Origin of the sequence: Streptomyces sp. NPDC056734, assembly GCF_042790455.1 — a bacterium.
Taxonomy (GTDB): domain Bacteria; phylum Actinomycetota; class Actinomycetes; order Streptomycetales; family Streptomycetaceae; genus Streptomyces.
Genome location: NZ_JBHTZD010000015.1, coordinates 61,268 through 79,633 on the forward strand (window position 1 = coordinate 61,268; position 18,366 = coordinate 79,633).

The 18,366-nt window shown below is 72.1% G+C and carries 18 protein-coding genes; 6 read left to right on the forward strand and 12 right to left on the reverse strand.

From position 1 onward, the window contains the following. Positions 1–68: 68 nt before the first annotated feature. From ACFRFC_RS23040 to ACFRFC_RS23055, 4 genes are all read right to left on the reverse strand, one after another. Positions 69–863 (reverse strand): ATP-binding cassette domain-containing protein, encoded by a 795-nt coding sequence (locus tag ACFRFC_RS23040; RefSeq protein WP_382690401.1) that lies wholly within the window; start codon positions 861–863, stop codon positions 69–71. Next, the gene (locus tag ACFRFC_RS23045; protein ID WP_382690403.1) at positions 860–1,900 is read right to left on the reverse strand and encodes an ABC transporter permease; all 1,041 of its coding nucleotides are present in this window, start codon (positions 1,898–1,900) and stop codon (positions 860–862) included. The genes ACFRFC_RS23040 and ACFRFC_RS23045 overlap by 4 nt, the downstream gene beginning before the upstream one ends. Further along, a complete protein-coding gene (locus ACFRFC_RS23050) occupies positions 1,897–2,901 on the reverse strand; it encodes a sugar ABC transporter substrate-binding protein (protein WP_382690405.1) in 1,005 nt (334 codons plus the stop codon). Before ACFRFC_RS23050 ends, ACFRFC_RS23045 begins: the two co-directional genes overlap by 4 nt. A gap of 185 nt (positions 2,902–3,086) precedes the next feature. Further along, a complete protein-coding gene (locus ACFRFC_RS23055) occupies positions 3,087–3,836 on the reverse strand; it encodes a GntR family transcriptional regulator (protein WP_382690618.1) in 750 nt (249 codons plus the stop codon). 116 nt (positions 3,837–3,952) lie between these two features. Between ACFRFC_RS23055 and ACFRFC_RS23060 the strand changes: the two genes are divergently transcribed. Beyond that, positions 3,953–4,969 carry a Gfo/Idh/MocA family oxidoreductase gene (locus ACFRFC_RS23060; protein WP_382690407.1) on the forward strand — a complete coding sequence of 339 codons (1,017 nt, stop codon included), beginning with the start codon at positions 3,953–3,955 and terminating at the stop codon, positions 4,967–4,969. 78 nt (positions 4,970–5,047) lie between these two features. Here ACFRFC_RS23060 and ACFRFC_RS23065 read toward each other — a convergent pair whose 3' ends face one another. The 3 genes from ACFRFC_RS23065 to ACFRFC_RS23075 all read right to left on the reverse strand — a co-directional run bounded on the left by ACFRFC_RS23065 (position 5,048) and on the right by ACFRFC_RS23075 (position 8,512). Then, the gene (locus ACFRFC_RS23065) at positions 5,048–6,172 is read right to left on the reverse strand and encodes a cytochrome P450 (protein WP_382690409.1); all 1,125 of its coding nucleotides are present in this window, start codon (positions 6,170–6,172) and stop codon (positions 5,048–5,050) included. 263 nt (positions 6,173–6,435) lie between these two features. Continuing rightward, positions 6,436–7,122 carry a response regulator gene (locus ACFRFC_RS23070; RefSeq protein WP_382690411.1) on the reverse strand — a complete coding sequence of 229 codons (687 nt, stop codon included), beginning with the start codon at positions 7,120–7,122 and terminating at the stop codon, positions 6,436–6,438. A gap of 88 nt (positions 7,123–7,210) precedes the next feature. Beyond that, positions 7,211–8,512: a sensor histidine kinase gene (locus tag ACFRFC_RS23075; protein WP_382690413.1), complete on the reverse strand. Its 1,302-nt coding sequence runs from the start codon at positions 8,510–8,512 to the stop codon at positions 7,211–7,213. 179 nt (positions 8,513–8,691) lie between these two features. Between ACFRFC_RS23075 and ACFRFC_RS23080 the strand changes: the two genes are divergently transcribed. After that, positions 8,692–8,886 carry a hypothetical protein gene (locus ACFRFC_RS23080; protein ID WP_382690415.1) on the forward strand — a complete coding sequence of 65 codons (195 nt, stop codon included), beginning with the start codon at positions 8,692–8,694 and terminating at the stop codon, positions 8,884–8,886. Positions 8,887–9,104: 218 nt separating this feature from the next. Here the strand turns inward: ACFRFC_RS23080 and ACFRFC_RS23085 are convergent, their stop codons facing one another. Together ACFRFC_RS23085 and ACFRFC_RS23090 are read right to left on the reverse strand one after the other, a co-directional pair. Then, on the reverse strand, positions 9,105–9,509 hold the full coding sequence (locus ACFRFC_RS23085) for a ribonuclease domain-containing protein (protein WP_382690417.1): 405 nt from the start codon (positions 9,507–9,509) through the stop codon (positions 9,105–9,107). A 104-nt stretch (positions 9,510–9,613) separates the two neighbouring features. Next, the gene (locus ACFRFC_RS23090; protein ID WP_382690419.1) at positions 9,614–10,240 is read right to left on the reverse strand and encodes a dihydrofolate reductase family protein; all 627 of its coding nucleotides are present in this window, start codon (positions 10,238–10,240) and stop codon (positions 9,614–9,616) included. A 177-nt stretch (positions 10,241–10,417) separates the two neighbouring features. Here ACFRFC_RS23090 and ACFRFC_RS23095 point away from each other — a divergent pair, with 177 nt between their 5' ends. Then, the gene (locus tag ACFRFC_RS23095) at positions 10,418–11,179 is read left to right on the forward strand and encodes an SDR family oxidoreductase (RefSeq protein ID WP_382690421.1); all 762 of its coding nucleotides are present in this window, start codon (positions 10,418–10,420) and stop codon (positions 11,177–11,179) included. 146 nt (positions 11,180–11,325) lie between these two features. Here the strand turns inward: ACFRFC_RS23095 and alc are convergent, their stop codons facing one another. After that, positions 11,326–12,480, reverse strand: a complete 1,155-nt coding sequence (gene alc / locus ACFRFC_RS23100) for an allantoicase (RefSeq protein WP_382690423.1) — start codon at positions 12,478–12,480, stop codon at positions 11,326–11,328. Positions 12,481–12,649: 169 nt separating this feature from the next. Then, a complete protein-coding gene (gene allB / locus ACFRFC_RS23105) occupies positions 12,650–14,020 on the reverse strand; it encodes an allantoinase AllB (protein WP_382690425.1) in 1,371 nt (456 codons plus the stop codon). 234 nt (positions 14,021–14,254) lie between these two features. On the opposite strand from allB, the gene ACFRFC_RS23110 reads away from it, so the two are divergent. Continuing rightward, a complete protein-coding gene (locus ACFRFC_RS23110) occupies positions 14,255–15,064 on the forward strand; it encodes an IclR family transcriptional regulator (protein WP_382690427.1) in 810 nt (269 codons plus the stop codon). A gap of 99 nt (positions 15,065–15,163) precedes the next feature. Here ACFRFC_RS23110 and ACFRFC_RS23115 read toward each other — a convergent pair whose 3' ends face one another. After that, a complete protein-coding gene (locus ACFRFC_RS23115; protein WP_382690429.1) occupies positions 15,164–15,451 on the reverse strand; it encodes a DUF5955 family protein in 288 nt (95 codons plus the stop codon). Between the two features lie 371 nt (positions 15,452–15,822). Between ACFRFC_RS23115 and ACFRFC_RS23120 the strand changes: the two genes are divergently transcribed. Both ACFRFC_RS23120 and aceB read left to right on the forward strand, forming a co-directional pair. Beyond that, the gene (locus ACFRFC_RS23120) at positions 15,823–16,428 is read left to right on the forward strand and encodes an NTP transferase domain-containing protein (RefSeq protein WP_382690431.1); all 606 of its coding nucleotides are present in this window, start codon (positions 15,823–15,825) and stop codon (positions 16,426–16,428) included. Positions 16,429–16,729: 301 nt separating this feature from the next. Then, on the forward strand, positions 16,730–18,355 hold the full coding sequence (gene aceB / locus ACFRFC_RS23125) for a malate synthase A (protein ID WP_382690433.1): 1,626 nt from the start codon (positions 16,730–16,732) through the stop codon (positions 18,353–18,355). Positions 18,356–18,366 lie beyond the last annotated feature (11 nt).

The window sequence follows — 18,366 nt, forward strand, 5'->3', positions numbered from 1 at the left end:
CGCCCCTTCAGGGCGCTGCCCGGGCCCCCCGTTTCCCACTGTCCGCACCCGTTCTCCATTGCGCGCGCCTATGGATTCTTCAGTTGTTGTTCCAGGGCTGTCAGGGCGTCGCCGCCTGCCATTTGTGTGGTCAGGGTGGGGAGGGTGATGGCGTTGTGGTCGTAGGTGCCTGTTGTTCTGCCGTGTCTGAGGAGGGTGAAGTGGTTGCCCACCAGGTACGCGTGGTGGGGGTTGTGGGTGATCAGGACCACACCCAGGCCGTGGTCGCGGGCCGCCGTCACGTATTTCAGGACCACCCCGGACTGTTTGACGCCGAGCGCGGCCGTGGGTTCGTCCAGGATGAGGACGCGGGCGCCGAAGTGGACCGCGCGGGCGATGGCCACGCACTGGCGCTGGCCGCCGGAGAGGGTGCCGATGGGGCGGTCCACGTCGGGCAGGTCGATGCCCATGCGGAGCAGTTCCGCGCGGGTGGTGCGGCGCATGTGCTCGACGTCGAGGCGGCGGAAGGGTCCCGTTCCCTTCCGTGGCTCGGAGCCGAGGAAGAAATTGCGCCATACGGGCATCAGGGAGACGACGGCCAGGTCCTGGTAGACGGTGGCGATCCCGCGGTCCAGGGCCTCGCGCGGGGAGCCGAGACGGGTCTCCTCACCGTCGATGCGCAGGGTGCCCCCGTCGTGCCGGTGCAGCCCGGCGATGATCTTGATGAGGGTGGATTTCCCGGCGCCGTTGTCGCCCAGCACGCACGTGATCTCCCCGGCGTGGACCGCCAGGGAGACATCTTCGAGGGCGCGGACGCCGCCGTACTGCTTGCTGACGCCGGAGAGTTCCACGAGGGGCGTACGGCGGACGGTCGACGGCGTCACTTGGTGGCCTCCGCGCGCTTGCGGACCCAGGCGTTGAGCAGGGTCGCGAGGAGCAGCATCGCGCCCAGGAAGAACTTGAACCAGTCGGGGTTCCACTCGGCGAACACGATGCCCTTGCTGGTCATGCCGAAGATGAGCGCGCCGACCGCCGAGCCGACGGCGCTGCCGTACCCGCCGGTGATCAGACAGCCGCCGATGACGGCCGCGATGATGTAGATCAGCTCGTTGCCGACACCCTCGCCGGACTGGACGACGTCGTACGAGAAGAGCAGATGCTGGCCGGAGATCCAGGCGCCGAAGGCGACGCCCATGTAGAGGCCGATCTTCGTCGCGCGCACCGGGACGCCCACCGCGCGGGCGGCGTCCTTGTTGCCGCCGACCGCGAAGATCCAGTTGCCCGCGCGGGTGCGCAGCAGGATCCAGGAGGCGAGGGCGACCAGGCCGAACCACCACAGGATGGTGACCTTGAAGGCGACTCCGCCGATGGTGAGGGTGGACGCGAACAGGTCGTGGGCGGTCGGGAAGCCCTCCATGTCGGCGATGGATTTCGTCGAGACCGTGCCGCTGATCAGCTTGGTGAAGCCTAGGTTCATGCCGGTCAGCATCAGGAAGGTGCCCAGCGTGATGATGAAGCTGGGCAGGTTGGTGCGGGTCAGCATGAAGCCGTTGAAGGCGCCGATGGCGAGGGTGAGCAGCAGCGACACGCCGACGCCGACCCAGACGTTCGCGGTCAGCTGGTAGCTGAACATCGAGGAGATCAGCGCGGAGGACGTCACCATGACGCCCGCGGACAGATCGAACTCGCCGCCGATCATCAGCAGCGCGACGGGGACCGCCATGATGCCGATGGTGGAGGACGCGTACAGGACCGTGCTGAGGCTGGCGGCGCGCAGGAAGCTGTCGGCGGTCAGCGCGAAGAAGACGAAGACGGCGAGCGCGCCGACGACCGAGCCCAGTTCGGGGCGGCCGAGCAGGCTGCGCAGGGGGGACGGCCGCCGATACCTTTCATCGCCGAGGACGTCCATGGGCGCGCTCATCGGGTGCCCCGCTTCGTGTACTCCGCCAGCTCGGCCGCCTGGTCCTTCGTGATGATCTGCGGGCCGGTCAGCACCGGCTTGCCGCCGCCCAGCACATCCGCGTTGTACCGGTACAGCCAGAGCAGGTCGACCGCCTCGTAGCCCTGGAGGTAGGGCTGCTGGTCGACGGCGAAGCCGAGGGTGCCGTCCGCCAGGAGGGCGGCGACCTTGGCGTTGAGGTCGAAGGTGTCGATCTCGGCGCCGCTGTCCGCGCCCTGCTTGGCCTTCACGGCGGTGTCGGCGTACGGGGCGCCCAGGGTGACCACGGCGTCGATGGCCCGGTCCGTCTGGAGCTTGGCCTCGATGGCGGACTGCACGTCCGGCATGCTCGTGCCAGTCACATACAGGTTCTGCACCTGGCCGTCGAAGGTCTCCGCGAGGCCCGCGCAGCGCTGCTCATGGCCCACATTGCCCTGCTCGTGCAGCACACAGACCGCCTTCTTGCGGCCCCGCTCGTTCAGCTCCTCGCCGACCGCCTGCCCGGCGACGGTCTCGTCCTGCCCGATATGGGTGAGCGCGCCGAACGCCTTGGACTCCGCCGACCCCGAGTTCACCGTGACCACGGGGATACCGGCCGCCACCGCGCGGGCGACCGCCGCCTTCATCGCGTCGGGCTTGGCCAGGGTGACGATGATCCCGTCGACCTTCTTGTCCACGGCCGCGTCCACCAGCTGCGCCTGCTGCTGGGCCTCGTCGTCGTGCGAGTACAGGAAGTTGATGTTGTCCTTGGCGGCGGCCTCCTCGGCGCCGCTCTGCACGATGTCCCAGAAGGTGTCGCCATCACCCGAGTGGGTGACCATGGCGAACGTCCAGCGCGGCGTGGTCACCGCCGACGTCCCGCGTTCGGCCGCGGCCTTGCGGGCGTCCTCGGCGCGCTTGCCGCCGGTGCTGCTGCATCCCGCCAGGGACGCGCACAGCGTCCCCGCCAGCGCGATGCCTACCCAGGTCCGAAACCGTGCCACGAGGCGGTGCCCTTCTTGCCGTGTTCTGCGTACGCGAGGGGCCGGTGACCTCACCGGCTCCGAATGCCCGATTATCGAACACGGGGATCGTGCCCCCGACCGCCGGGCGGCGCGACTCGATCACATTGTCCGGACAATAGGACAAGCCAACCGAGCCGAACGTGCCGAACGGGCCGCACGGGCCCTCACGGCCTCACCAGGAGCTGGAACTCGAAGGAGTAGCGGGCCGGGCGGTAGGTGTGGGTGCCGTACTCCACCGCGCGGCCGGTGTCGTCGAAGGTGGTGCGCTGCATGGTGAGCAGCGGGGCGCCCGCCGGCTCGCCGAGCCGTTCGGCCTCGTCGGCGGTGGCCGCGCGGGCCCCGATGGACTGCCGGGCGCTGTGCAGGGTGATCCCGGCGGACCGCATCAGCCGGTACAGCCCGGTGGCCTCCAGCTGGCCGGTCTCCAGGTCCAGCAGGCCCGGCGGCAGGAAGTTGCACAGGTACGCCATCGGCTCGCCGTGCGCGAGCCGCAGCCGTTCGACATGGTGTACGTCGCTGTCCTCGGGGACGCCGAGCGCCGCCGCCACCTCGGCCGGGGCCGCGACGACGGTGTTGACCAGCACCTTGGTCGCCGGGCGCTGACCGGCCGCCTCCAGGTCGTCGTAGAGACTGCTCAGCTCCAGGGGGCGCTTGACCTGGCTGTGCACGATCTGGGTGCCGACCCCGCGGCGGCGCACCAGCAGCCCCTTGTCGACCAGCGACTGGATGGCCTGGCGGACCGTCGGCCGGGACAGGCCGAGCCGCCCCGCCAGCTCGATCTCGTTGCCCAGCAGGCTGCCCGGGGTGAGCGCCCCGTGCTCGATGGCGGCCTCCAGCTGCTGGGACAGCTGGAAGTACAACGGCACCGGGGAGCTGCGGTCGACACTCAGGTCGAGCCGTACGGTCGGGTCCACATCTGGTTTGGGCACGGCTTGAGCGTAGCTCTGTGACCGGTTGACGGGAAGCTGTGTGGTTCGGTTGTCCGGACATACGGATTGACAGCGGGGCCGGTGGGCCTCACTTTGATTCCATGCGCATCGGCGTCATCGGTACGGGCCGCATCGGCACCATTCATGCGAACACCCTCAGCCGTCACCGGGAGGTCGGTTCACTGATCCTGACGGACGCGGATCCCGCCCGTGCGCAGGAGTTGGCGCACCGGCTGGGCGAGACGGCCGCGCCCGGCGTGGACGAGATCTTCCGCTGGGGCGTGGACGCGGTGGTGATCACCACGGCGACCTCCGCGCACGCCGAGATGATCGGCCGGGCGGCCCGCTCCGGGCTCCCGGTGTTCTGCGAGAAGCCCATCGCGCTGGACCTGCCCGGGACGCTCGCCGTGATCACCGAGGTGGAGACGGCCGGGACGATCCTCCAGATGGGCTTCCAGCGCCGCTTCGACGCCGGGTACGCGGGCGCCCGCGAGGCGGTACGGTCCGGGCGGCTGGGCCGGCTGCACACCGTACGGGCGATGACCTCCGACCAGGCGCCGCCGCCCGCCGCCTATCTGGCGGAGTCCGGCGGCTTATACCGGGACACGCTGATCCACGACTTCGACGCGGTGCGCTGGGTGACCGGGCGGGAGGTCGTCGATGTGTACGCCGCCGGGTCGGACCACGGGCCCGCGCTCTTCCGTGAGCTGGGCGACCTCGACACCGCCGCGGTGCTGCTCACCCTGGCGGACGGCACCCTCGCGACGGCCACCGCGACCCGGCTCAACGGCGCCGGGTACGACGTCCGCATGGAGCTGGCCGGTGAGCTGGACCAGATCGCCGTCGGCCTGGACGACCGGACGCCCATCGCCTCCACCGAGCCGACCGGACCACCGCCCGCCAGTAAGCCCTGGACCACCTTCCTGGAGCGCTTCGGCCCGGCCTACGAGGCCGAACTCGCCGCCTTCATCGAGGTGGTCCGCGGCGAACGCGCCAACCCCTGCGACGGCCGCGAGGCGATGCAGGCCCTGCGGATCGCCGAGGCCTGCGACCGCTCCCGCCGGGAACACCGCCCGGTGCGGATGGGGGAGATCCTCGGGGGGCCCGAGCCGGTGTGAGCACAGTGTGAGGGCCCGGTGTGAGTGACGGGCGGGGCTTGCGAGGTCCGTGGTGGGGCCGGCAACCCGTGCCGCCCGCTACCAGCGCACCGGCAGGCTCCGCATCCCCCGTATCAGCATCCCCGGCAGCCACTCGCCCGGTGGGCCGTCCAGGGTGAGGCCGGGGGCGCGCTCCAGGAGGGTGCGCAGGGCGGTACGGGCCTCCAGGCGGGCCAGCGGGGCGCCCAGGCAGAAGTGGATGCCGTGGCCGAACGCCAGATGGCCGCGGGTGTCGCGCTGGATGTCGAAGCGGTCGGGGGCGGGGAAACGGTCGCCGTCGCGGTCGGCCGCGGTGAGCCCGATCAGGACCGCCTCGCCCTTCTCGATGGCGACACCGCCGACGTCCAGCGGCTCGGCGGCGAAGCGGAAGGTGGCGTTCTCCACCGGGCCCTCGTAGCGCAGTGTCTCCTCGACCGCCCCGTCGAGAAGGCTCATGTCGGCGCGCAGGGCGGCGAGCTGCCCGGGGTGGATGAGCAGCGCGTGCACCCCGTTGGTGATCAGATTGACCGTGGTCTCATGGCCGGCGACCAGCAACAGATAGGCCATGCCGCGCAGTTCGGCCACGGAGAGCCGGTCGCCGTCCTCGGCGGTGGTGCGGAGCAGGTCGCTGAGCAGATCGTCGCCGGGGCCGGTGCTGCGCTTGTCCTCGATCAGCTCCGTCAGATACTCCCCCAGCCGGGCCACCGCCCCGTACTCGCTGTCCGCGTCGGTCGGCGCGACCGTCTCCGTGGACAGCCGGCGGAACTCCGCGCGGTCCATCTCGGGGATGCCGAGCAGCTCACAGATCACCGTGATCGGCAGCGGGAAGGCGAACGACTCCACCAGATCGGCGCGGCCCAGCGGCAGCATGGCGTCGAGGAGCTGGTCGGTGATCTCCTGGACGCGCGGGCGCAGCCGCTCCACCCGGCGCGGGGTGAACGCGCGGGAGACGAGGGAGCGCAGCCGGGTGTGCTGGGGCGGGTCCGTGGCGAGCAGGTAGTCCCCGATCAGGTCGACGTCCAGGAAGGTCAGCCCGATCCGGCTGCCGTCCTTGGCCAGCCGCTGATCGGCGAGCGCCGCGCGGGCCTCCTCGTGCCCGACGACCAGCCACGCCTCGTAGCCGCTGTCGACACCGGGCGGGCGGACCCGGTGCACGGGCCCGCGTGCGCGCAGTTCCGCGTACACCGGATGCGGATCCGTCCGGAACGACTCGCCCTACTCCCCCAGGTCGATCACTTCCACCATCACAGCCCCCCGTCGCCGTCGACTGTTCCCCGCTGTTCCCCGCTGTTCCGCGTGGTTCCCCGTTCACAGCTTCCAACGGACGGGAGTTCCCTTCGGTGCCCGGATCGCTGCCCGGTCGCTGCCCGGTCGCTGCCCGGTCGCTGGCCGGATGCGGGCCGGCCCGGACAGGAGCCCGGACGGTCCGAGCCGCCACCGCCCCGCCGTCAGTTCCCGCCCGGCCCCTCCTCGGCCCCGTCGAGCAGTCCGGCGTCGTGGGCGAGCAGTGCGATCTGTACCCGGTTGTTCAGGTCGAGCTTGGCGAGGACGCGGGAGACATGGGTCTTGACGGTGGCGACGCTCATGTAGAGGCCGCCCGCGATCTCGGCGTTGGACAGGCCCCGGCCGACGGCGACGGCGACCTCGCGCTCACGGTCGTTGAGGGCGGAGACGCGCGCACGCGCGCGTGCCCGGCGGTCGTCGCCCGTCGTTCCGGCCGCGTGCTGCATCAACTGGCGGGTGACGGTCGGCGAGAGCACGGGATCGCCCGCCGCGACCCGGCGCACCGCGCCGAGGATCTCGGCGGGCGGAGTGTCCTTGAGGACGAATCCGGCGGCGCCCGCGCGCAGGGCGCGCAGTACCTGTTCGTCCGCGTGGAAGGTGGTCAGGACCACGACCTGGGGCGCGTCCTGGCGGGCCCGCAGCCGCGCGGTGGCGGTGAGCCCGTCCACGGCCGGCATCCGGATGTCCATCAGGACGACGTCCGGTCGCACCCGGTCCACCAGCGCCTCCACCTCCGTGCCGTCGGACGCCTCCCCGACGATGTCGATGTCCTCGGCGCCGCCCAGCATGAACGACAGTCCCGCGCGGACGAGGGGATCGTCGTCGACGAGGACCAGTCTGATCGCAGTCATGGCCCTACGTAATCACGTCGGCGCCCGCCCCCGGACGGCCTCCCGGACAGCCTGCCCGACAGGGGTGGGGCGGGATCCCTCCCGTACGTCACGCCCCCTCCCCCCGCACCACCCACGGCAGCCACGCCCGTATCTCGAAGCCGCCCCCGCCGCCCCCGCCCCCCTGCGCCCCGGGGCCGTGCTCCAGGCGCCCGCCCGCCAGGATGGCCCGCTCGGTGAGGCCGATCAGGCCCTGTCCCGAGCCGGGGACGGGCGGGACCTCGCCCTCGGGGTCCGGATTGTGCACCTGGACGGTCAGCCCGTCACCGGGGCCGCCGGTGACGGTCACGGTGACCTCGGTGCCGGGCGCGTGCTTGCGGGCGTTGGTGAGGCCCTCCTGGACGATGCGGTAGGCGGTCCGGCCGACGGAGGCGGGCACGGTGTCGGAGTCGGTGACCCGCTGGTGGAGATGGACCTTCGCACCGGCCTCGCGGGACTCGGCGACCAGCGCGTCCAGCGCGGCGAGGGTGGGCTGGGGGCGGCCGGACTCCTCGGAGTCCCCGGCCCGCAGGACGCCGATGATCTCCCGCAGGTCCTGGAGCGCCTCATGTGCGCTCTCCCGGATGACACCCGCCGCGCGGGCGACCTCCGCGTGGGGCGCGTCGGGCCGGAACTCCAGCGCGCCCGCGTGCACGCTCAGCAGGGTGAGCCGGTGGGCGAGCACATCGTGCATCTCGCGGGCGATGGACTCCCGGGCCAGCCGCTGGGCCCGGTCCGCGCGCAATTGCGCCTCGCTCTCGGCGTGCCGGGCGCGGTCGCGCAGGCTCAGCATCAGCTCGCGCTTGGACCGGGCGAGCCGCCCCCAGCTGATGACCCCGAGCACGAGCACCACGGAGAAGCCGACGGCCACCAGGTAGGGCATGTCGGGGTCGGGCCGCGCCCAGTAGAACAGCGGGGCCTGGAGCAGACCGATGCCGCCGATCCAGGCCACGTACCGGAACGGCCGGTGCACGGCGACGGTGAACAGGGCGACGAGGGAGGCACCGCCGGCGGTGCTGGAGGCGAGGCCGGCGACCAGCAGCGCGATCGCGAGGCCGACCGGCCAGCGGCGGCGCAGCCAGATGGCGGCGCAGGCCAGCGCGCCGACGAGCTGGTCCAGACCGGCGGCCTCGGGCGAGAGGCCGTAGCCGCTCAGGTTGTCCGCTTCCAGCGCGCCGATGAAGGCGGCCATGAGGAACAGGGCGAAGTCGACGACCCAGTCCCGCGCGGTCCGGCGCGGACGTCCCGACCTGCCCGAACGGGGGGCGTCCGGGTCCAGCTCGTGCACGACGGCGGACGGGAGCTGCCAGCGGCGCCCCTTGAACGAGTACCCCGACGGCGGCTGTGCCGCTCCTTGAGCCTGACCCTTCACGGTCGATAAATCTACGCAGTACGGCGCCCCGGCACCGCCCCGCGCGGAAGATCCCCGACCAAAGTCGCGGCCCCCGAGACTTTCGGCGCACTCCGAGCGGCGCACGGCAGACTTCCGTCGCCAGGCTCCCGCCCGGCGGCCGATGCGCCCGCCCCGGACCCGGCGGGAGGCTTGAGGCCATGAAGCGGTTGCTGGAGATTCTGGGATTGCTCGCCCTGGTGCAGGGCGTACTGGCCCTGGTGCAGCGGTTCACCGGCTGGGGCGGCGGAGTGGTGCACCGGTTCCTCGACGGCTACGAGGTCTTCGGCGGCGTCGTGCTGATCGTCTTCGCGTTCGCCCTGTTCGCGGCGGCGGAGAGCCGCAAGTCCCGATGAGCGGGGCACGGGGGGCGGGACGGGGCTCGATGCGGGGAGCGGAACGGGGCGCGATGCGGGGAGCGTGGGTCGCGGGTCACCCCCGGCACCTGGCAGGACACCCCTCGCTCCGCGGCGTTCGGTGGGGGGAGCCGCGGGGCGAGGGGCGCGGTGTACGGGCCTGCGGTCGCGCGTTCGTGCAGGGATCAGCCCACAAGGCGGATCAGCCGATCAAGCGATCAGCAGTCGTAGTCGATCAGGTCGAACGACACATAGTGGTCGGCGGTGTAGTAGTCCTCCTCGTGCTGCACACCGGTGACGACCCGCTTCGCGCCGCGGGTGGAGGAGCCGGGGGTCTCGACGGTGTACTCGTGGTAGTAGCCGGCCGACTGGATGGGCAGCAGCCGTTCCCGGTTCTGGAAGACGGTGCCGTCCTGCGGGTAGGGGAACGGCCCGCCCCGGGCGATCAGGTCGAGCGTGTCGTACGCCTGCGACGGCAGGTCGCCGTAGCAGATGCTGCCGTACGCCGTGGGGGCGGCGGTGGCGGCGGTGGCGGTGTGCGCGGTCACCGAGCCGCCGACGAGGAGCGCGGACAGCAGGGCCGCCGCGACGCCGAGGCGGGAGGTTCGTGGGGGGAATCTCATGACCTCATGATGACGCGCGTAGACGATGGCATGTCAATGACAAGTCGGCAGAATTTCCCGTCATGTCCCATGAGTTCTCCGGGTGTTAACGAAGCGAGCCCGCGCTACGCGTCCTCGGGCAGCGGGAAGTCGCCGTACTCCGGGCGCCCCGCGCGCTCGTACGTCTGGATGGACACCCCCTTCGACGTGATCTGTCCGCCCCCGTGCCGGAAGGCGGTCGGCAGCCCGCCCGGCGCGAACAGGCGGTGTCCCGCGCCGAGGACGACCGGGAAGGTCAGCAGATGGATGGCGTCGACCAGGTCCGCCGCGAGCAGGGACCGGGCGAGGGCCGCGCTGCCGTGCACCTGGAGTTCGCCCTCGGTGGACCCCTTCAGCGCGGTGACCTCCTTCGCGAGATCCCCGCCGATCACGGTGGTGCCGGACCACGCCGGGTCCTTCAGGGTCGCCGAGGCGACGTACTTGGGCAGGGCGTTCAGCGGACCCGCGATCGGGTCCTTCGGGTCGGTGACCCTGGGCCAGTACGCCGCGAAGATGTCGTACGTCCGGCGGCCCAGCAGGAACGCGCCGACGCGGTCGAAGACGTGGGCGATGAACACCCCGAAGTCCTCGTCGGAGTACGGGACGGTCCAGCCGCCCTGGGTGAAGCCGTCGCGGGTGTCCTCCTGTGTGCCGCCGGGGGCCTGGTGGACGCCGTCGAGGCTGACGAATGCGGTGAGAACCAGCTTGCCCATGGAGTGCCTGCCTGTGAGGGGAACGCGGTGTCCGTCCGCCGCCAGCGCGAGGGTGCCGTGCCGGGTGGGATGGAGGGCATGACGAACGAACTCAATTCTCAGGACGTCCCGCGGAGCGACCTTCCGAACGCGCCCCGGAGCGTCTCTCAGAGCGTCCCGCAGAACGCCACTTCCGGCATGTCGCAGCCCGGTCAGGACTCCGGTCAGGACTCTCTGGCGGGCAGGAAGGCGCTGGTCACCGGCGGCAGCCGGGGCATCGGTGCCGCCACCGCGCTACGGCTCGCCCGCGCGGGTGCCGATGTGGCGATCACGTACGTGAGCCGCGAGGACGCCGCCGACGACGTCGTACGGGCCGTCGAGGCGCTCGGGCGGCGCGGGGTCGCCCTGCGGGCCGACTCCGGGGACCCGGCCGAGTCCGCCGGGGCGGTGGACCGCGCGGCCGAGGCGCTCGGCGGGATCGATGTGCTGGTGAACAACGTGGGAGTGGGGCTGCTCGGCCCCCTGGAGAGCCTGTCGCTCGCGGACGTGGAGCGGGTGCTCGCGGTGAATGTGCGCGGGGTGTTCCTCGCGTCGCAGGCCGCCGCCGCGCGCATGGGGCCGGGCGGGCGGATCATCACCATCGGTACGTGCATGACGCAGCGCGTGCCGGGCGCCGGCGGGACCCTCTACGCCATGAGCAAGTCGGCGCTGGTGGGGCTCACCAAGGCCCTGGCGCGCGAGTTGGGGGCACGCGGGATCACGGCGAACATCGTCCATCCCGGGCCGATCGACACGGAGATGAATCCGGCGGCGGGGCCGATGGGCGCGGACCAGTCCGCACTGACCGCGCTGGGGCGGTTCGGATCGGCGGAGGAGGTGGCGGGGACGGTCACCTATCTGGCGGGGGCCGCGTATGTGACGGGGGCGGAGTTCTCCGTGGACGGGGGGCATGCGGCGTAGGGGCACGCACCGGGGGCACGCACCGGGGGCATGCGCCGGCCGCTGACCGCCGGCCGCTGACCGCCGGCCGCCACTCCCTAGCCGCTAGACGGGACCGGCGGGAAGGAGCCCCGTACCCCCTCCCCCGGCCCGCCCCGCCCATCTCCTCAGCCCCCCAGCTCCCGATGCCGTGCCGCCAGGCGCTCCGCGCCCTCCGGGGTCAGTGAGCCGTGCAGGCGCAGGCGGGAGATGCCGCCGTCCGGGTAGATGTCGATGCGGGCGTGGGTGGCGGCGGGGGCCGGGGTGGGCAGGGTGAAGCGGTGGTTGGTGTCGGGCTGGAGGCGGGTGCGCGGGAGGATCTGCCGCCAGCCGCCAAGGTCGCCGCCGTCGCCGTCCTGGCCGTCCTCCCGGCCCTCGCCGTCCCGCACGGACAGCGACGCCCAGCCCGCGCTGTTTCCCTTGAGGTAGGCGGTGTCGATCTCGATGGCGCGGATCTCGGACTGGGCGGCGAGCCGGTAGCGGATCCAGTCGTTGCCCTGGTCGCGGCGGCGGCGGGTCTCCCAGCCGTCGTCCATCTTGCGGGAGCGGCCCGGCTGGATGGTGTTGGTGGCCGGTGAGTAGAAGCGGTCCGAGGCGTCCTCGACCTGGCCGCCGTTCTCCAGGGCCACCACGTCGAAGGTGGTCAGCGCCGCCAGCCAGGCCGGGTCCGGGACGACCTCGCCGTGCACCCGCAGCCGGGCGATGCCGCCGTCGGGGTGCTGGTGCACCCGGAGATGGGTGAAGCGCTGCCGCGGCGCCACCGCGAAGCCGTTCGCCGCGTGGCCGCCGACGGGGGTGCGCGGCACCAGCGTCGTCCACGTCACGTCGGCCGCGAGCAGGTCCTCGGGGGACGGGAAGCCGGGCAGCGAGGTGCCCTCGATCGACACCGACTGGGGATAGTTGCCGCGGAAGTGGGCCGTGTCGACGACGATCCCGTGGATCACCCCCGGGGCGCCGAGCCGGACCAGCGCCCAGTCGTGGTCGTCCGGGGCGGGCCAGGGGTGCTCGGCGGACACCCCGCGGCGGCGCCTGGTCTCCCAGCCGTCCATCACCTTGCCCTTGTGGCCGAAGTGCTCGGGGTCGAACGCGGCCCGCTCCGGCACCAGCAGATTCTCGCGCTGGGCGAAGAACTCGTCGTTGGCCGCGATGACCCCGGCCCCCAGCCGGCGATCGGCGAGATTGGCGTACGGGGTGAAGGGGAAGTCGGCGGTGCGGTAGTCCGCGTACGGGTCACCGCCGCCGTAGGGGTGCGCGTCGCCGGTGAAACTGGGGATCGCCGTCACGGTGATCGTGTCTTCCTCTCGGGGTCGATGGGTGGGGGTCGGCAGGCGCCCCCTGGGGTCGGTCAGCCGGTGGTCGGGGTCAGCGGCGGCCGTCCCCCTGGGCAGGTCAGCCGGTGGCCCAGGCCAGTCAACCGGTAGACCGGGCCAGTCAACCGGCAGACCGGGCCAGTCAACCGGTGGGCCGGTTCAGCAACCGTCCCCTCGGCCCGCTGAACTCGCCGTCCGCGAAGACGCGTTCACCGCGCAGCCAGGTGGATCTCACCACGCCGTACAGCGTGCGGCCCGCGTAGGCGGTGACCCGGTTACGGTGCTGGAGGGCCGCCGGGTCCACGGTGAACGTCTCCTCGGGCGCGAGGACCGCGAAGTCGGCGTCGCGGCCGGGGGCGATGGCACCCTTGCGGGCGTCCAGGCCGACCAGGGCGGCGGTGCGGGCGGACATCCAGCCGGCCACGTCCGCCAGGGTGTGGCCCCGGCTGCGGGCCGCCGTCCAGACCGCGGGCAGGCTCAGCTGGAGGCCGGAGATGCCGCCCCACGCGGTGGCGAAGTCGGCGGTCTTGAGGTCGGCGGTCGACGGGGAGTGGTCGGTGACCACACAGTCGATGGTGCCGTCCGCCAGCGCCTGCCACAGCAGATCCTGGTTGGCCGCCTCACGGATGGGCGGGCAGCATTTGAACTCGCTGGCCCCGTCCGGCACTTCCTCCGCCGTCAGGGTCAGATAGTGCGGACAGGTCTCCGCGGTCACCCGCACGCCCTCGGCCCGAGCCGCCGCGATCAGCGGCAGCGCGTCCGAGGAGGACAGATGGAGGATGTGCACGCGCGCGTGCAGGCGTTTCGCCCGGTCCAGGAGGACCGCGATCGCCGTGTCCTCGGCGTCGCGCGGGCGGCTGGCCAGGAAGTCGGCGTACCGGGGGCCACCGTGCTGCGGGGCCGCCGCCAGCCGGTGCGGGTCCTCGGCGTGCACGATGAGCAGAGCGCCGAGACCGGCCGTCTCCGCCATGGACCGGGTCAGTTCGTCCGGGCCCAGGTGCGGGAACTCGTCGACGCCCGACGGCGACAGGAACGCCTTGAAGCCGAAGACCCCGGCGTCGTGCAGCGGGCGCAGCTCCTTGACGTTGCCGGGCAGCGCGCCGCCCCAGAAACCGACGTCGGTGTGCGTCTTGCCGGCGGCCGTCTCCCGCTTCACGCGCAGATTCTCGACGGTGGTGGTGGGCGGGAGGGAATTGAGCGGCATGTCGACCAGGGTGGTGATGCCGCCGGCCGCCGCCGCGCGGGTCGCCGTCCAGAAGCCCTCCCACTCCGTGCGTCCGGGGTCGTTCACATGCACATGGGTGTCCACCAGACCGGGCAGCAGCACGTCATCGCCGAGCTCCTCGATCCGGGACACCCCGTCGGAGGACAGCGGAGCGTCGTAGGGCAGTACGGCGGTGATCGTGCCGCCCGTGACCGCGACGGTCGCGGGGCGCGTCCCCTCGGGCGTGACGACGCGCGTGGAGCGCAGCAGCAGTTCGGCGGTCGAGCGCGGCAGTTCGGCGTCGGACACCCAAACCCCTCTCCATTCAACGTTTTGTTGAACCTGCTGCTGGAGTCTTCACTCCCGCCGAAGCCCAGTCAAGAGGCACACTTCTCCACAGTGCACCCCCGGAACCCCCCTGGACGTTTCCGCAAGGCGGAATTACACTTCCGGCAAGCAGAACCGGGCTGCGCATCCGCGGGCAGTCGACAGGACCGCCGGGTAGGCTTCTGCCTTTCCTGCCCGCCCCGAAAGGAACGCGCCGTGCCGTCGTCCAGCGCCAGCGCCAGCACCACCGACTCCGCCAAGTCCACCCCCAGCGGCGGCGTCCAGTCCCTTGAGCGCGCCTTCGACCTGCTGGAGCGGATGGCGGACGCGGGCGGCGAGGTCGGCCTGAGCGAGCTGTCCGCGAGCAGCGGGCTGCCGCTGCCCACCATCCACCGTCTGATGCGCACCCTGGTGGCCTGCGGATACGTACGTCAGCAGCCCAATCGGCGGTACGCGCTCGGCCCGCGCCTGATCCGCCTGGGCGAATCGGCGTCCCGGCTGCTCGGTACCTGGGCCCGCCCCTATCTCGCCCGGCTGGTCCAGGAGACCGGCGAGACGGCGAACATGGCGCTGCTCGACGGCGACGAGATCGTGTACGTGGCGCAGGTGCCGTCCAAGCACTCCATGCGGATGTTCACCGAGGTGGGCCGCCGGGTGCTGCCGCACTCCACGGGCGTCGGCAAGGCCCTGCTGGCCGGTTTCCCGCCGGAGGAGGTGCGCGCGCTGCTCGCCCGTACGGGCATGCCGGCCGCGACGGACAAGACCATCACGACGGCGGACGGGTTCCTGGCGGCCCTGGAGGACGTACGCCGGGCGGGTTACGCCATCGACGACAACGAGCAGGAGATCGGCGTGCGCTGCCTCGCCGTGTCCGTGCCGGACTCCCCCACCGCCGCGGCGATCTCCATCTCCGGGCCCGCGGGGCGGGTCACCGAGGACGCGACCGAGCGGATCGTGCCGGTGCTCCAGCAGACCGCCCTGGAACTGTCCCAGGCCCTGGCCAGCTCGGGCAGCTCAGGCATCTGAGGCGCCCCCCCCTGAGGCCCCCGCGCCCCCACGCCCCCGGACACACCCACACCCGCTCCCCCGGACACCCCGCACCCGCTCCCCCGAACTCCCCCGCGCTCACACCCTCGGCGTCCCCCCGAACAGCTCCACCGCCGCCCTCACCTGCCCCAGCCTCCTCGACAACGCGCTCACCGAGCCGATCGCGCCCGCGATCAGCAGCAGCGAGCGGCGCAGCCGTGCGGGCTCGGGAGGCCCGTGGGTGAGCATCGCCGCCAGTGCGGCGAGTTCGTCCTCGGCGATCGGCCGGTCGGGGAACTCGGCCGGATGCGCGGCGAGTTCACGGCGCAGCCGGGACACCGCCGCCCCCAGCTCCGCCACCCTGGGATCCACACCAGCGTCCGACACACCACTGTCCGACACACCACCGCCTGACACGCCGGTGCCGGACACTCCACCGCCTGACACCCCACCGCCTGACACCCCACTGCCGGTCGCCGGCATCTGCCCCAAGCCGTTGAACACAGTTACCCCCTTGCGCACGCACCCGTGCGCTGCCCCTTCGTGTTCCCGCTCCGCCGCCCCGTCGCCCTGCCACCCCGTCGCCCGCCGACGGTGAAGGCACCGGGCGGACGCCGGGTCAGTAAACGCCACCCGGCACGGCGCGCGCCACCACGCAGGCCGAAATTCAGTCCGCCGTGCGCGCCCCCTGCGCCTGCGGAACGCCCGGTTGACTCCCCGCGCGCGCCCCGCGCACCCGGAGCGGGTATGCAGGACCCATGACGGATCATCACGGGCTCCCGGTCGCCGGTCTGCTGCTCGCCGCCGGGGGCGGTCGGCGGCTGGGCGGACGCCCCAAGGCACTGCTCCGGCATCGAGGACGGCCGCTCGTCGAGCACGCGGTGCGCGTACTGCGTACGGCCGGCTGCGACCGTGTCCATGTCGTCCTGGGCGCGCAGGCGGCTGCCGTACGCGAGCGGGCTCGGCTCGATGGATGTGTGCTGGTGGACAATCCCGCGTGGGAGCGCGGCATGGGCTCCTCGTTGCGCGCGGGGCTGGCGTCGCTGGACGGGACCGGTGCGGGCGCCGCGCTGGTCCTCCTGGTCGACCAGCCCGGGATCGGGCCGGAGGCGGCCGGCCGGGTGCTCAGGGCGTACACGGGCACCGGCTCGCTCGTCTCGGCCGCCTACGACGGCGTACGCGGGCATCCGGTGCTGTTCGGGTCCGAGCGCTGGGCCGGGATCGCGGCGAGCGCGACCGGGGACCGCGGGGCGCGGGCCTATCTCCAGGAGCACGCGGGGGAGATCACGCTCGTGGAGGTGGGGGACGTGGCCCGCGCGTACGACATCGACACGGAGGCGGACCTTGCCCAGCTGGAGGAGTGACACCTGCCGGGAGGGATTGCCTGGAGGGATGACACCCGCCTGGAGGGTAATGACACCGGGAGTGAGCGGCGTGGCACCCAGCGCCATCTTGGCTCGAACCCGTGATTCTCGACATCGACAGACCGTTGAACTTCCACCATGAGGAAACTAGTATCCACTGTTCAGAAGCGCCCGACGGTTCGTCCGGGCGTCCGTCGCCCCATTTGCCTGCATTGGCACGCGGTGCCAGGGGCGTGGCGGCCCTGCACAGGGTTCGCTGAAGTAGCTCGCTGAAGTAGCTCGCTGAAGGAAGTGACAGATCATGTCCGCACCAGCGCCGTCTCCGCTCGCCATCGTCGACGCCGAGCCCCTGCCCCGGCAGGAGGAGGTCCTCACCGACGCGGCGCTCGCCTTCGTGGCCGAGCTGCACCGCCGGTTCACGCCCCGGCGCGATGAACTCCTCGCCCGCCGGGCCGAGCGGCGCGCCGAGATCGCCCGCACCTCGACCCTCGACTTCCTGCCGGAGACCGCCGCGATCCGCGAGGACCCCAACTGGCGGGTGGCCCCCGCCCCGGCCGCGCTGAACGACCGCCGGGTGGAGATCACCGGCCCCACCGACCGCAAGATGACCATCAACGCCCTCAACTCGGGCGCCCGGGTCTGGCTCGCGGACTTCGAGGACGCCTCCGCGCCGACCTGGGAGAACGTGGTCCTGGGCCAGGTCAATCTGCGGGACGCCTACACCCGGAACATCGACTTCACCGACGCGGGCTCCGGGAAGTCGTACGCGCTCAAGGCGGACGCGGAACTGGCCACCGTCGTGACGCGCCCGCGCGGCTGGCATCTGGACGAGCGCCATCTGACCGACGCGGACGGCACCCCGGTCCCCGGCGCGCTGGTGGACTTCGGGCTGTACTTCTTCCACAACGCCCAGCGGCTGATCGACCTCGGCAAGGGCCCGTACTTCTACCTCCCGAAGACCGAATCGCATCTGGAGGCCCGCCTCTGGAACGAGGTGTTCGTCTTCGCGCAGGACTACGTCGGCATCCCGCAGGGCACGGTCCGCGCCACCGTTCTGATCGAGACGATCACGGCGGCGTACGAGATGGAGGAGATCCTCTACGAGCTGCGCGACCACGCCTCCGGGCTGAACGCGGGCCGCTGGGACTACCTCTTCTCCATCATCAAGAACTTCCGTGACGGCGGCCCCAGGTTCGTGCTGCCGGACCGCAACGCGGTGACGATGACCGCCCCGTTCATGCGCGCGTACACCGAACTCCTGGTCCGCACCTGCCACAAGCGCGGGGCGCACGCGATCGGCGGCATGGCGGCGTTCATCCCCTCGCGCCGGGACGCCGAGGTCAACAAGGTGGCCTTCGAGAAGGTCCGCGCCGACAAGGACCGTGAGGCCGGGGACGGCTTCGACGGCTCCTGGGTGGCCCACCCCGACCTGGTGCCGATCGCCCTGGAGTCCTTCGACGGGGTTCTCGGCGACCGGCCGAACCAGAAGGAACGGCTGCGCGAGGACGTCGACGTCAAGGCGGCCGACCTGATCGCCATCGACTCGCTCACCGCCAAGCCGACCTACGCGGGCCTGGTCAACGCGGTGCAGGTCGGCATCCGTTACATCGAGGCGTGGCTGCGCGGCCTGGGCGCGGTCGCCATCTTCAACCTCATGGAGGACGCGGCCACCGCCGAGATCTCGCGCTCGCAGATCTGGCAGTGGACCAACGCGGGTGTCGTCCTCGACACCGGCGAGAAGGTCACCGCCGAGCTGGCCCGCAGGGTCGCCGCCGAGGATCTGGCCGCCATCCGCGCGGAGATCGGCGAGGAGGCGTTCGCCGCCGGTCACTGGCAGCAGGCCCACGACCTGCTGCTGACCGTCTCCCTGGACGCGGACTACGCCGACTTCCTGACCCTGCCGGCGTACGAGCAGCTCAAGGGCTGAGCACTCAACCC

Coding starts and splice junctions, on each gene's coding strand:
- ACFRFC_RS23090 (WP_382690419.1), bottom strand. CDS start 10,240: ATGGGCAAGCTGGTTCTCACCGCATTCGTCAGCCTCGACGGCGTCCAC.
- ACFRFC_RS23095 (WP_382690421.1), top strand. CDS start 10,418: ATGTCGCAGCCCGGTCAGGACTCCGGTCAGGACTCTCTGGCGGGCAGG.
- aceB (WP_382690433.1), top strand. CDS start 16,730: ATGTCCGCACCAGCGCCGTCTCCGCTCGCCATCGTCGACGCCGAGCCC.
- ACFRFC_RS23070 (WP_382690411.1), bottom strand. CDS start 7,122: ATGACTGCGATCAGACTGGTCCTCGTCGACGACGATCCCCTCGTCCGC.
- ACFRFC_RS23045 (WP_382690403.1), bottom strand. CDS start 1,900: ATGAGCGCGCCCATGGACGTCCTCGGCGATGAAAGGTATCGGCGGCCG.
- ACFRFC_RS23085 (WP_382690417.1), bottom strand. CDS start 9,509: ATGAGATTCCCCCCACGAACCTCCCGCCTCGGCGTCGCGGCGGCCCTG.
- ACFRFC_RS23060 (WP_382690407.1), top strand. CDS start 3,953: ATGCGCATCGGCGTCATCGGTACGGGCCGCATCGGCACCATTCATGCG.
- ACFRFC_RS23080 (WP_382690415.1), top strand. CDS start 8,692: ATGAAGCGGTTGCTGGAGATTCTGGGATTGCTCGCCCTGGTGCAGGGC.
- ACFRFC_RS23120 (WP_382690431.1), top strand. CDS start 15,823: ATGACGGATCATCACGGGCTCCCGGTCGCCGGTCTGCTGCTCGCCGCC.